The sequence below is a fragment of the Microbacterium sp. Leaf179 genome (assembly GCF_001423785.1).
In the GTDB taxonomy this organism is placed as follows: domain Bacteria; phylum Actinomycetota; class Actinomycetes; order Actinomycetales; family Microbacteriaceae; genus Microbacterium.
Genome location: NZ_LMPH01000002.1, coordinates 78,961 through 91,064, shown reverse-complemented (window position 1 = coordinate 91,064; position 12,104 = coordinate 78,961). Strand labels below are relative to the sequence as shown.

The 12,104-nt window shown below is 72.4% G+C and carries 11 protein-coding genes; 7 read left to right on the top strand and 4 right to left on the bottom strand.

All coding sequences use genetic code 11. The features are described 5' to 3' along the window. Nucleotides 1-17: 17 nt before the first annotated feature. On the bottom strand, nt 18-611 hold the full coding sequence (locus ASF96_RS07955) for a TetR/AcrR family transcriptional regulator (protein ID WP_082509473.1): 594 nt from the start codon (nt 609-611) through the stop codon (nt 18-20). A 22-nt stretch (nt 612-633) separates the two neighbouring features. Here ASF96_RS07955 and ASF96_RS07950 point away from each other — a divergent pair, with 22 nt between their 5' ends. The 3 genes from ASF96_RS07950 to ASF96_RS07940 are packed head-to-tail and all read left to right on the top strand — an operon-like array spanning nt 634 to nt 2,914. Beyond that, nucleotides 634-1,848, top strand: coding sequence for a DUF418 domain-containing protein (locus ASF96_RS07950; protein ID WP_235560553.1), 1,215 nt, complete (start codon nt 634-636; stop codon nt 1,846-1,848). Next, nucleotides 1,845-2,453 carry a DUF1349 domain-containing protein gene (locus ASF96_RS07945; protein ID WP_055937901.1) on the top strand — a complete coding sequence of 203 codons (609 nt, stop codon included), beginning with the start codon at nt 1,845-1,847 and terminating at the stop codon, nt 2,451-2,453. Before ASF96_RS07950 ends, ASF96_RS07945 begins: the two co-directional genes overlap by 4 nt. Nucleotides 2,454-2,506: 53 nt before the next feature. Beyond that, nucleotides 2,507-2,914 (top strand): DoxX family protein, encoded by a 408-nt coding sequence (locus tag ASF96_RS07940; RefSeq protein ID WP_055937898.1) that lies wholly within the window; start codon nt 2,507-2,509, stop codon nt 2,912-2,914. Nucleotides 2,915-3,033: 119 nt separating this feature from the next. On the opposite strand, the gene ASF96_RS07935 is transcribed toward ASF96_RS07940, so the two are convergent. Then, on the bottom strand, nt 3,034-4,683 hold the full coding sequence (locus ASF96_RS07935) for a RecQ family ATP-dependent DNA helicase (RefSeq protein ID WP_055839797.1): 1,650 nt from the start codon (nt 4,681-4,683) through the stop codon (nt 3,034-3,036). A gap of 256 nt (nt 4,684-4,939) precedes the next feature. Between ASF96_RS07935 and ASF96_RS07930 the strand changes: the two genes are divergently transcribed. Both ASF96_RS07930 and ASF96_RS07925 read left to right on the top strand, forming a co-directional pair. Further along, the gene (locus tag ASF96_RS07930; protein ID WP_055937895.1) at nt 4,940-6,529 is read left to right on the top strand and encodes an ATP-dependent DNA ligase; all 1,590 of its coding nucleotides are present in this window, start codon (nt 4,940-4,942) and stop codon (nt 6,527-6,529) included. Nucleotides 6,530-6,640: 111 nt separating this feature from the next. Next, the gene (locus ASF96_RS07925) at nt 6,641-7,267 is read left to right on the top strand and encodes a hypothetical protein (protein ID WP_055937892.1); all 627 of its coding nucleotides are present in this window, start codon (nt 6,641-6,643) and stop codon (nt 7,265-7,267) included. A gap of 145 nt (nt 7,268-7,412) precedes the next feature. On the opposite strand, the gene ASF96_RS07920 is transcribed toward ASF96_RS07925, so the two are convergent. After that, the gene (locus tag ASF96_RS07920) at nt 7,413-8,279 is read right to left on the bottom strand and encodes an NYN domain-containing protein (RefSeq protein WP_055839786.1); all 867 of its coding nucleotides are present in this window, start codon (nt 8,277-8,279) and stop codon (nt 7,413-7,415) included. 104 nt (nt 8,280-8,383) lie between these two features. Next, the gene (locus ASF96_RS07915) at nt 8,384-9,367 is read right to left on the bottom strand and encodes a Gfo/Idh/MocA family protein (RefSeq protein WP_055839783.1); all 984 of its coding nucleotides are present in this window, start codon (nt 9,365-9,367) and stop codon (nt 8,384-8,386) included. An 80-nt stretch (nt 9,368-9,447) separates the two neighbouring features. Here ASF96_RS07915 and ASF96_RS07910 point away from each other — a divergent pair, with 80 nt between their 5' ends. Both ASF96_RS07910 and ASF96_RS07905 read left to right on the top strand, forming a co-directional pair. Then, a complete protein-coding gene (locus ASF96_RS07910; RefSeq protein WP_055937890.1) occupies nt 9,448-10,770 on the top strand; it encodes a M20/M25/M40 family metallo-hydrolase in 1,323 nt (440 codons plus the stop codon). A gap of 106 nt (nt 10,771-10,876) precedes the next feature. Then, nucleotides 10,877-11,902, top strand: a complete 1,026-nt coding sequence (locus ASF96_RS07905) for a LacI family DNA-binding transcriptional regulator (RefSeq protein WP_055937888.1) — start codon at nt 10,877-10,879, stop codon at nt 11,900-11,902. Nucleotides 11,903-12,104: the final 202 nt, after the last annotated feature.

Sequence of the window (12,104 nt, the reverse complement as noted above, 5' to 3'; positions counted from 1 at the left end):
GGCGACAGGGGCGGCCGTCACCGCCGGTCGGCGAACGGCGCCAGTACGGCGGCGATGATCCGCCGCGCGCGGTCGCGCGCCATGCGGTCATCGCCCTCCGCGCCCCGCGCGACGGCGATGCCGTCGAGGGTGGCGAGCAGCAATGCGGCGTCGTCGGGTGTGATGCCGGCGTCGGGATAGGCCTCCGTCAACAGGGTCTGGACGAAACCCTCGGCCGCTCGCCAGCCCTGCACGTGGATGTCGCGCACCCGGGGGTCCGTTCCGGCGCGCGAGGCGAAGGCCGTCCAGACGATGGCGTCGCGCGGACCGGCGTCGCCGAGGCAGGCCAGCTCTTCGCACACGGTGGAGAGGCGTTCCCGCGCGGTGGCCGCCTCGGCCAGTGCGGAGCGGATACGCGCGCGGAACAGGGCGTTCACGGCATCCATCGCCCCGATGATCAGCGCGGCGCGCGTGGGGAAGTGGTGCTGCACCGCCCCGACCGAGACGCCCGCCTCGGCGGCGACCTTGCGCACGCTCAGGTCGTCGGCCCCGCCCGTCGAGAGCACGCGCAGCACCGCCTCGGCGATGGCGTCTTTTCCTCCGCGCGCAGAAGAGGGGGCTGATTCGTCCACCGTCGTAGGCTACGGTGAAGCCGTGAACAATACGAACGTATTGCCAAATCGTGGCCGTCTCGCCGCCCTCGACGTCGTGCGCGGAATCGCCATCGTCGGCACGCTCGCCACCAACGTCTGGGTCTTCTCGCACCCCTGGGGCCTGCTCGGCATGCTCAGTGCGCCGGTGCTGTCGAGCGAATCCTCCGCGGCGGCGACGACGCAGCTGGCCCTCATGGCGTTGGCGCAGGGCAAGTTCCTCGCCCTGCTCTCGCTGACCTTCGGGGTCGGACTCGCGATCCAGCACCGCTCGGCCGTGCGGCAGCAGCGACGATGGCCCGGGCGCTATCTGTGGCGCGCCGCGCTGCTCTTCGTCGACGGCGTCGTGAACTACATCCTCATCGCCGAGTTCGACGTGCTGATGGGGTACGCCGTCACCGCCGCGGTCGTGTCGTTCCTGCTCCTGACGCGCCCGCGGGCCCAACGAGCCCTCATCGTCGTCTTCGGCGGCATCCACCTCGCGGTCATGTCGCTCCTCGTCGTGGTGCTGACGGTTCTTCCCGGGGCGGATGCCGACCTCCCGCTGCCGTCCGAGCCCAGCCCCTACGCCGACGCGTCGTTCCTGGGTCTCGCCGCGTTCCGCCTCGACAACGCGGCGGTCTTCCGCGCCGAACCCGTGCTCATCGGCTTCCTCTCGCTGGCGATGTTCCTCGCCGGCGCCGCACTTCTGCGGGCGGGGGTGTTCTCGGCCGAGGGCGCTCGACTGCGCCGCCGACTCATGATCGTCGGGCTCTTCGCGGCTCCCGTCGACCTCGTCCTCGCGCTGTCGGCGACCTCCGCCGGGCTGCTGCTCGAGCGGTACGTGGTCGCCCCGGTCGTGGCTCTCGGCATCCTGGGGCTCGTGGTCGAGCTCTGCGTGCGTCGGGGCACCGGCGGGTGGTTCGCCCGCCGCGCCACCGAGATCGGCCGGGTCGCGCTCAGCGCCTACCTGCTGCAGAACCTCCTCGGCGGGGCGCTCTTCTACGGCTGGGGCTTCGGGCTCGCGTCCACCCTCGCGCCCTGGCGCGTGCCGGTGACGGTGGCGGCCTTCCTCGTGATCACCGCGATCGTCGCCGCCGCGGCGCACCTGTGGCTTCGGCGGTTCTCGGCCGGTCCGGTCGAGTGGTTGTGGCGCGCGGCGGCCGACCTCGGCACGCGACCCCGCCGCGGCGGAGCGTCGGCGACGTCGAGCGAGCGCACCGATAGGGTGCCGTCGTGACCCTCTCTCTCCCCGGCCTTCCCGCCCTGCACTGGACCGGCGTCGACGGCGACGCCGAGTACGACGAGACCGCGCGCGCGCTGACCCTGCGGTCGGCCGGTGGCGTCGATTGGACCAACGACTCGGCGGGCGGTGCGGCCCAGCACGGCGCGACGGCGCTCGCCTTCGCCGCACCGCGGACCGACTTCGTCCTCTCGGCGCGTGTGCGCGTGGTCGGCGCGCGTTCGACCTTCGACGCGGGAGCACTCGCGCTCTGGTCCGATCCCGACCGGTGGGCGAAGCTCTGCAACGAGTACTCGCCGCAGGGGGAGGCCATGGTCGTCAGCGTCGTGACCGACGGATTCTCCGACGATGCGAACGGGCCGGTCTTCACGACCGACGCGGTGTGGCTGCGTGTCGCGCGCACCGGCCCGGCCTTCGTCTTCCACTTCTCGCTCGACGGGGTGTCGTGGCACTTCGTGCGGGTGTTCCGCCTGGGTGCCGAGCCGACGGCGGTCGCGGTGGGCTTTCTCGCGCAGGCGCCGATGGGGCCCGGCGCGACGGCGGTGTTCGACGAGATCGCCTTCGCGTCTCGCTCGCTGACCGACCTGCGCGACCTGAGCTGAGCCGCGACCCGCGCGGCGACCCCGCGCCCCGGCACGGATGGCAGACTGACCCGATGGCACGACGTCGAGGTCTCACCATCCGCTCCGTCGCCCGCGGCGGCCTGGCTCTGCTGCTCGTCGGCGCCGGCGTCAGCCACGTGACGTGGGGGCGCCGGGGCTATCGCATCGTCGTGCCGGGGTGGGCCACCCGCCTGCTGCACCTCGACAAGGACGCCATCGTCGTGGCATCCGGGGCCGTCGAAGTGCTGCTCGGCACCGCACTTGTCGCCCTGCCGGGCGAGCGCGGCCGCATCGGAGCCGCGATCGCCGCGTTCTTCGTCGCCGTGTTCCCGGGGAACGTGCACCAGTGGCGCACCGGGCGCTCGGCGCCGGGTCTGAACACCGACCGTGCCCGCTTCGCGCGGCTGTTCCTGCAAATACCGCTCGTGGCGTGGGCGTGGTGGTCGACGCGAGCTCGGTGACCCCGCGCCGCGTCCGGAGCCTGTCCTCGTCGCGGTGAGTCCCGCGCTGAGCCCAGGGCGGTGTCACCGCCGCGGTGCGTCCCGCGCGCGGTTTCGCCGCGGAGGAGGACCCGCCGCGACTACGCCGCCTCGCCGAGTTCGAGGATGCCGCGCTCGAACGCCGCGCGAGCGAGAACCTTGTAGCCGTGGTCGGCGAAGAACACCGTCAGCCGGTCGTCTTCGATCGCCATGACCGTGCCCACGCCGAACTCGCCGTGCTCGACCGTGGAGTCGATGCGGATGCCGTCGGCGTCGGCCGCGGCGGCCGGTTCGTCGATCGGCGCGGCGGCTCCGGTGTCGCAGCGGTCGCACGATCCGCAGTGGCTCGGGGTCTCGACGCCGAAGTACTCGAGCAGGGCTCGGCGTCGGCAATGGACCGTCTCGGCGTAGCCGCGCATGATCTCGATGCGCGACGCGCGGATGCGTTCCTCGGCCTCGTCGCGCTCACGCACGGCGCTCACCGCGTCGCCGGCCGACACCTTCGCCAGGATCGACACGCCCTCGGCTCCCGATACGGCCAGATCGCACGCGACCAGGTGGTTCAGCACCCGGCCGATGGCGCGCACGGAACGACCGCCCTCATCGGCGATGTCCTTCGCGCGCATCGGCCTGTCGGCGCGCTGCAGCACGTCCCAGACGCCCGCGATGTCGGCGCGCTTGGTGTGGCCGCCCGCGAAGAACGACCGGAGCGAGAAGTCCTCGGCGCGGTAGTGCAGGATCGCCCGCGCCGGCTGACCGTCGCGCGCCGCCCGGCCGATCTCTTGCGCGTACGAGTCGAGCGACTCGGTGACGTCGGCGTGCACGACCAGGCGCACGTCGCTCTTGTCGACGCCCATGCCGAACGCCGAGGTCGCCACGACCACGTCGAGCTCGCCCGCGCTCCACGCCGTGTGCACCTCGTCGCGCCGCTTCTGCGCCATGGCCCCGTGGTAGGCCGCCGCCCGCAGACCGAGAGCGCCCAGCTCGTCGGCGTAGGTCTCGGTTCCCTTGCGGGTCGCCACGTACAGCAGCGCAGGGCCGCCGGCATCCTGCACGTCAGCGAGGACGGCGCGACGCTTGTCGGCGTCGTGCTCGTGTCGCCGCACGGCCATGTGGATCTCGGGGCGGTCCATGCCCCGCACCTCGAGGTGCGGCTCGCGCATGCGCAGGCTGGCGACGATGTCGTCACGGACGGGGGCGGATGCCGTGGCCGTCAACGCCAGCACGGGAGGGTGGCCGAGTGCGTCGACGACGTCGCCGATCCGCGCGTAGTCGGGGCGGAAGTCGTGCCCCCATGCCGAGACGCAGTGCGCTTCGTCGACGACGATGAGCCGCACGTCGGCGTTCGCGAGGCGGTCGAACACCTCGGGGTTCGCGAGCTGCTCGGGGGCCAGGAAGGCGTAGACCGCGTCGTCGCCCTCGATGGCCGCCCACGCCGTGGCGCGTGCGGCGGCACCGGCACGGGAGTTCAGGGCGACGGCGGCGGGGGCGTCGGGAGCCGCGTCGATGGAGTCGATCTGGTCGCGCTGGAGGGCCAGCAGGGGTGAGATGACGACCGTGACCCCGCCGAGCTCGCACCCGGCGATCTGGTACACGGCCGACTTGCCGGCACCGGTGGGGAAGACCACCAGGGTGTCGCGGCCGCTCACGACCGCGTCGATCGCCTCGGCCTGGCCCGGCAGCAGGTCGTCCCAGCCGAAGACGTCGCGGGCGGTGCGGGCGGACTGTTCGAGGGTTGCGGGAGCGTTCACGGGGCCTCATTCCTGGGGGAGGCGTCCAGCACACCCCGAACCTCCGACATCGAGTCGGGGGTTGCGAGCAGGGGCCACATGTGATGAGCGGTGTCGCGGGGCCCACTCATCAGGGCGGGCGTGCGGGGGCCGGCACGATCGGCCGCGCTCTCGACGAGACCGCGCGCCCCGGCCACCCCCGGGGAACCCGATGCCACGACCGCCCCGCCCGCGCAAGCCGACGGGCGATGTCGGAGGGGGATGCCAGGATGCCGACATGCTCCTCGGCGATATCGACACGGCCCTCACGACGGTCACGGGTACCCGATCCCGCCTGGCCAAGGTCGACGCGCTCGCCGCGGTGCTGCGCGCGCTCGCCCCCGACGAGATCGAGCCCGCCGTGGGACTGCTGACCGCGTCTCCGCGCCAGGGTCGCCTGGGTGTCGGGTGGCGCACGCTCTCGGCACACGGCGGTGAGCACGCCGACACCTCGACGCTCACCGTCGGCGACGTCGACGACGCCTTCTCGCGCCTGGCCGAGGTCGGGGGAGCGGGGTCGGCGGCGGTCCGTACGGGGCTGCTCGACGATCTCGCCTCGCGGGCCACCGCGAACGAGTGGCGTCTGCTCATCCGCATCATGACGGGCGAGCTGCGCACCGGAGCGCTCGAGGGCGTGCTCGTGGATGCCATCGCCCGGGCCGGTGACCGCGACGGCGCGCTCGTGCGTCGGGCCGCCATGCTGTCGGGCGACCTCGGCGAGACGGCTCGCGTCGCGCTCACCGGGTCGGTCGACGATCTGAGCGCCGTGGGCCTCGTGGTCGGTCGCGGCGTGCAGCCCATGCTCGCCTCGACCGCGGCGACCGTGGCCGAGGCGCTGCAGACGGCCGGTCGCGCCTCGGTGGAGTACAAGCTCGACGGTGCGCGGGTGCAGGTGCACCGACACGGCGACGAGGTCACGGTCTACACGCGCACGCTCGCCGACGTCACGCACCGCGTGCCCGAGATCGTCGAGGTCGCGCGCGCGCTGCCGGTCGACGACGTGATCCTCGACGGCGAGACGCTGTCGCTCGACGACGACGGTGCCCCGCGCCCGTTCCAAGACACGATGGCGCGTTTCGGGGCCGAGACGGCACGCGAGATCGCCCTGCGCCCCTGGTTCTTCGACATCCTGCACGTCGACGGGCGCGACCTGATCGACGACCCCCTCGAGGCCCGCCTCGACGAGCTGGAGCGCGTGGCCGGCGCCTACCGCATCCCCGCCCTGCTGACCGACGACGCCGACGCGGCAGACTCCTTCGCCCGCGCCGCTCTCGACGCGGGGCACGAGGGCGTGATGGTGAAGGGCCTCGACGCGAGCTATTCCGCGGGTCGACGCGGCAAGAGCTGGCTCAAGGTCAAACCCGTGCACACGTTCGACCTGGTCGTGCTGGGCGTCGAACGCGGTTCGGGGCGACGCGCGGAGTGGTTCTCGAACCTGCACCTGGGGGCGCGCGATCCCGAGGGCCGTTTCGGCGAACCCGGCGGTTTCGTCATGGTCGGCAAGACCTTCAAGGGCCTGACCGACGAGACCCTGCGGTGGCAGACCGCGCACTTCGCCGAGCGCGAGACGGGAGCGGTGCCGGGCGGCATCCGGGTCGTCGCCGATACGGTCGTCGAGATCGCGATCGACGGGGTGCAGCGATCGGTGCGGTATCCGGGCGGCGTGGCGCTGCGCTTCGCCCGGGTGAAGGCATACCGTCCCGACAAGACGGCGGTCGACGCCGACACGATCGACACTCTCCGGGCGATGCTCCCCGCGGGCGCGGGCGGTAGTGACGGGGCGGGCGCGGGCAGCAGTGGGAGCGCCGCCGACGCGACCGTCGAGTGACGATGCTCGACCGACGATGCTCGGCCGACGGCCGGATGACCGACGAGCCGACCGCCCCGATGACTCCTCCCCGCCGGGGACGACACGACAGCACGACGAAAGGACCCCTCGATGAGTCTGGCCCCCTGGCTCGACGGTGAGCTCGGCTACCGCAGCTTCGGTACTCCCGGAGCTCCGCGCGCGGTGTTCGTGCTGCGCACCGGCGACGTCTCCACGACCGACCCCGACTCGCGGGTGACCTCGGGCTACGACGTGCGCATCATCGCAGTCGGTCTCGACGCCCCCGAATTGGAAGACCCGCCGGTCTTCGGCGGGCAGACCCCCGCCGCGCTCACCGTCGACGCCCTGCGCGAGCTCGTCGAGCGGGAGGCCCCGGGAGTCCCCGTCGGCCTGGTGGGGGAGCGGGCGGCGGGAGCGATCGCGATCTACCTGGCCGCGGCGATGGGTCCCGTCGTCGATCGCCTGGCGATCGTGGGGGTCGAGAGCCCGTCCGACCCGCTCAGCCGCGACCTGCGCACGCCCCTGCTCGACCATCTCGACGCGGAGGCGCTCGTGATCGTCGGCGGCGACGGTCCCGCGGCCACCGGCGATGCCGAGTGGTACGTCGAGCGGATGCGGTCGGCCGAGATGCAGATCGTGCCCGACGACGAGATCGGATCGGTCAACGGCCACGTGACGCTGACGTCGGTCTGGGACCGCGTGCTCGCCCACGTCGCCCCGGGCGCCGAGAGGCGCTGAGGCCCCCGCGCGCGGAGCCCCGGCGTCGGCGCGTCGGGCGCGCCGTCGCCGCGATCCCCGTCGCCGGGCTTCCCGTCGACGGGGTCCCGGTCGCGGGAATCCCCGCCGCCGGAACCTCGGCCGACGAGATCCCCCGTCGCCCGGGTCAGCTCCGCGTGACGGCCTTCACCTGCACCACGTTCGACTCCTCGTCGACCTCGACGTGGGCGGTCTGCGCCTTCAAGAAGTCCGAGAAGCTGCGGAACCCGAGGGCCTTCTCGCTGAACGAGGGGTCGAGACGCTTCATGAGGTCCTTCACCGCCGACGCGTGCAGCCACTCGCCGTCGGCGCGCTCGGCTTCGAGCTGCATGGCGCGCTCGAGCAGGTCGACCGCGGGATCCTTCGAACGACTCCGGGTGCGCGGCCGCGAGGGAGCGGCGTCCTTGTCCTTCTTCGTCTCGGCCAGCTTCGGAATGCCGGGCAGCGAGTCGTAGGCGTCGAAGCGATCGCACGCGGCCGCGAGCGACTTCGCGGTCGACCCCGCCACGCCGACGCCGACGACGTAGCGTCCGAGCCGCTTGCAGCGCTGGGCGAGGGGAACGTAGTCGCTGTCACCGGCGACGATGACGACGTGGGTCAGGTCGGGGAGGCGGAACATGTCCTCCACGGCATCCACCGCGAGGCGGATGTCGGCGCCGTTCTTGGCGTACGCCGCGGCGGGGAACAGCTGAACGAGGTCGACTGCGCGCGCAACCAGCTGCGAGCGGTACTCGGCGTTCACGGGCGCCGACCAGTCGGCGTAGGCGCGCGTGAGCACAAGGGTGCCGAACGACGCCGCGTAGTCGATGACCGCGCCCACGTCGATCGTCGCCTTGGTGAGACGCTCGGCGATCTCGGGATCCATGGGGTTCTCGGCGATCTTCTGCCGATCACGCGAGTAGGCGTTGCGCCCGTGCACGCGGTCGTACCAGGACATCACGATGTTGTCGAAGTCGAGGTAGACGGCGACGCGGGCGGTCTGCGTATCGGGCATACCGTCCAGTCTGACCCGTCCCCGCGGTCCATGGGTAGTCGGCACCCCTGTCGGCGTGCCGCCCGCGCGTGCCGCCCCGCGCGTGCACGGACCGTGAGGCGGGCTCAGCGCTCCCCGGGGTAGACCACGCCGATCTGCCGGCGCACCTCGTCGAGCACGCCCATGATCGCCACGGTCTCATCGATCGGCTGCACGTCGCTCGACGTGGCGCCCGCGGCGATCAGACGCTCGGCCGCGAGTGCCTGATACTGCATGCCGCGTCCCTCGACCTCGCTCGTGAACTGCTCGGCCACCGCGTTGTCGGGCGTGACGACGCGGAACGACGTCGGGGTGTACCAGACCCGATCGATCTCGATGCGGGCCTCGGTGCCGACGATCTGCGCCGAGTTGGTGCCGGCGCCCCGTGACGACGACACGGTGGTCGACACCGCGCCGCCGGCGTGAGCGAACACCGTGGCGACCTCGGCGTCGCTCCCGGCATCCGACAGGCGCGCCAGCGCGGTGATGCGTTCGGGAAGACCGAGCACGTCGACGGCGAACGAGATCGGGTAGATGCCGAGGTCGAGCAGCGCACCGCCGCCGAGCTCGAGCGCGTTGAGGCGGTGCGCGGGGTCGGTGGAGATCTTCTGCGTGTGATCGGCCGACACCACGCGGATCTCGCCGAGCGTTCCCGCGGCGAGGATCTCGCGGATGCGCACCATGTGCGGCAGGTAGCGCGTCCACATCGCCTCCATGGCGAGCAGACCCTTCTCGGCGGCCTTGTCGCGGATGGCGGCGGCTTCGACCTCGTTGAGCGTGAACGGCTTCTCGACCAGCACGTGCTTGCCGTGGTCGAGGGCGAGCAGCGCCGTGTCGACGTGGCCGGGGTGCGGGGTGGCGATGTACACGATGTCGACCGTGGGGTCGGCGACGAGGTCGTCGTACGAGCCGTGCGCGTTCGGGATGCCGTAGGTCTCGGCGAACTCTCGGGCGCTCTCGATGCGGCGTGAGCCGACGGCGGCGACGTGGAGACCCGCGGTACGCAGGTCGGAGGTGAAGGCGTGCGCAATGCCGCCCGTGGCGAGGATGCCCCAGTGCAGTCCGGTCATACCCCCACCGTATCGGCGCGCAACCCTCCGGGGGCCCGCCGGGCCGCACGGCGACAGGAGCGGCCGTCTAGGCTCGTCACATGACGCCCGTCGAGCGCTTCCGCGAGCTCCTGGCCATCGCGACGGTGTCGCGGTTCGACCCCGCCGACGTCGATGACGAGGCCTTCGCCGCGTTCCACGCCGCACTCGAACGTCTCTACCCGCTCGTCCACACCCGACTCGAGCGCGAGGTCGTCGCGGGGCGGTCGCTGCTCTACCGCTGGGCGGGAACGACCGACGCCGCGCCCCTGGTGCTCCTCGCGCACCAGGACGTCGTCCCTGTCGAGGGGCAGCAGTGGCGGCATCCGCCGTTCTCGGCCGAGATCGTGGGCGAGGGAGCAGACCGCACGATCCACGCCCGGGGGGCGATCGACGACAAGGGCGCCCTCGTCGCCATCTTCGAGGCGGTAGAGCAGGCCCTGGCCGACGGGGTCGTCCCGCGCACCGACATCTGGCTCGCCCTCGGCCACGACGAAGAGACCCGCGGCACGGGGGCGCAGGCGATGGCCGCGCTGCTCGCCGCGCGGGGAGTGCGTCCGGCCCTGGTTCTCGACGAGGGGGGAGCGGTGGTGGAGGGAGCCGTCCCCGGCGTCGCCGCGCCCACCGCCATGATCGGCGTCGCCGAACGGGGAGTCGCGACGTTCGACCTCGTGACGCGCGAGGCCGGCGGACACGCCTCGACACCCCCGGCCATGCCCGCGACGGCCCGTCTCGCCCGGGCCGTCGATCGCCTACGTCGCCGCCCGTTCCCGCTGCGCCTCGCCCCACCCGTGCGGGCCATGCTCGCGACGGCGGCGGCCCACGCCGCGCCCCCGCTGGGCACGGTGTTCCGGCACGGCCGCGTGACGGCACCCCTGCTGACGAGGGCACTGGCGCGGGCCGGTGCCGAAACGAACGCGCTCGTGCGCACCACCGCCGTCGTCACCCGTCTCGAGGGGGCGGCGGGCGACAACGTGCTGGCCACGGTCGCCCGCGCCGGGGTCAACGTCCGCCTGCTCACCGGCGATACCCTCGCCGATGTGGCGATCCACCTCCGCCGCGCGGTTGCCGACCCGCTCGTCGACATCGAGCTGCGCCACGGCGGGGAACCCTCGCCGGTGTCGCCGTGGCGGGGCGAGGCCTGGCGGCGGCTGTCGGCGACGGTGTCGGCGATCCTCGGCGACGACGTGATCGCGCTGCCCTATCTGCAGCTCGGCGCCAGCGACAGCCGCTTCTACACCGGTCTCACCGACGCCGTGTACCGCTTCGCGCCGTTCCACCTCACCCGCGCAGAGCGTGACGCGCTGCACGCTCCCGACGAGCGCATCCGCGTGGACGTGTGGCTCCGCGGCATCCGGTTCTACCGCGCTCTGCTGGAGTCCTGACGCCCCGTGGACGGGGGGAAACCTCGGCCGACGGGGGAGGCGCGCGCGTCGGTTAGTCTCGTGTGACCGGTCACGCAACAGCGCGCGACCCGCGACGAGGCGGACCATGAGCGACACCGACACCCCGGAAGCACCGGGCCGCGCCCCGAGCATCCGTGACGTCGCCCGTCTGGCGGGAGTGTCGTATCAGACGGTCTCGCGTGTCATCAACAACAGCCCGCAGCTGCGACCCGAGACGGCCGCGAAGGTGCGCTCCGCGATCGCCGAGCTGAAGTTCGTGCCGAACCAGGCGGCCCGCGCCCTCGCCACCAGTCGCTCCCGGTTGATCGGCGTCCTCGGCCCGCGCACCACGACGTTCGGCGTCGCGACCATGATCCAGGCCGTGGAGTCGGCCGCGCGCGCGGCCGGATACCGCCTGACGGTGACCAACCTCGCCACCAGCGCTCCCGACGACGTGCGCGCCTCGATCGACCACCTCATGCAGCAGTCGGTGGAGGGGCTCATCGCCGTCGCCCCCCAGACGCGGGTGCTGCCGATCCTCGACGAGCTGCAGCTCCCGGTGCCCGTGCAGATCGTGTCGTCGACGGGCACGACCTCGTCGCACAACCACCAGACCGCCGGCGCGCGGGCGGCGGTGCGTCATCTCATCGAGTTGGGACACACCCGCATCCTGCACATCGCCGGGCCCCGCGACTGGGTCGAGGCCGATCACCGGATGCGCGGGTACCTCGCCGAGATGGACGCCCACGATCTCTCCCCCCGGCCCCCGGTGCTGGGGGACTGGAGCGCGCAGTTCGGCTTCGAGGCGGGGCTCGAGCTGTTGCGCACCGAGGATGCCACCGCGGTCTTCGCCGGCAACGACCATATGGCCCTGGGGTTCATGCATGCCGTTCGCGCCATAGGTCGCTCGGTGCCCGAGGACATCTCGGTGGTCGGTTTCGACGACGTTCCCGAATCGGCGCACCTGTGGCCGCCGTTGACGACGGTGCGGCAGGATTTCGCCGGCATCGGCACGCGCGCCGTGATCGATCTGCTCACCGCCCTCGGGGTCGACGTGGAGGACATCGCCGCGGGCGAGCCCGATCACCTGCGGTTGATCGTGCGCTCGTCGACGGCTCCGCCGTCGTGGTGACTTTCGTCACGTTTCGGCAACGGCTGGACCGCGAACGCATCGGGACTTGACAGCCACTGCTCAGCGCGAGGTAGCATCACTCACACAATGTGAACGGTCACATGACCGGGTCACACGGCCGACGGGACTCGCTGCGGAGCGGATCCGTCGAGACGAAGACGTTTCGAACGACGCGGGTGACCCGCCTCATCGACCGCCTCCG

Bases quoted from the DNA above. Each gene is read 5' to 3' on its own strand.
- ASF96_RS07920 (WP_055839786.1), bottom strand. From the start codon at position 8,279: ATGCCCGATACGCAGACCGCCCGCGTCGCCGTCTACCTCGACTTCGAC.
- ASF96_RS07905 (WP_055937888.1), top strand. From the start codon at position 10,877: ATGAGCGACACCGACACCCCGGAAGCACCGGGCCGCGCCCCGAGCATC.
- ASF96_RS07910 (WP_055937890.1), top strand. From the start codon at position 9,448: ATGACGCCCGTCGAGCGCTTCCGCGAGCTCCTGGCCATCGCGACGGTG.
- ASF96_RS07930 (WP_055937895.1), top strand. From the start codon at position 4,940: ATGCTCCTCGGCGATATCGACACGGCCCTCACGACGGTCACGGGTACC.
- ASF96_RS07915 (WP_055839783.1), bottom strand. From the start codon at position 9,367: ATGACCGGACTGCACTGGGGCATCCTCGCCACGGGCGGCATTGCGCAC.
- ASF96_RS07925 (WP_055937892.1), top strand. From the start codon at position 6,641: ATGAGTCTGGCCCCCTGGCTCGACGGTGAGCTCGGCTACCGCAGCTTC.
- ASF96_RS07940 (WP_055937898.1), top strand. From the start codon at position 2,507: ATGGCACGACGTCGAGGTCTCACCATCCGCTCCGTCGCCCGCGGCGGC.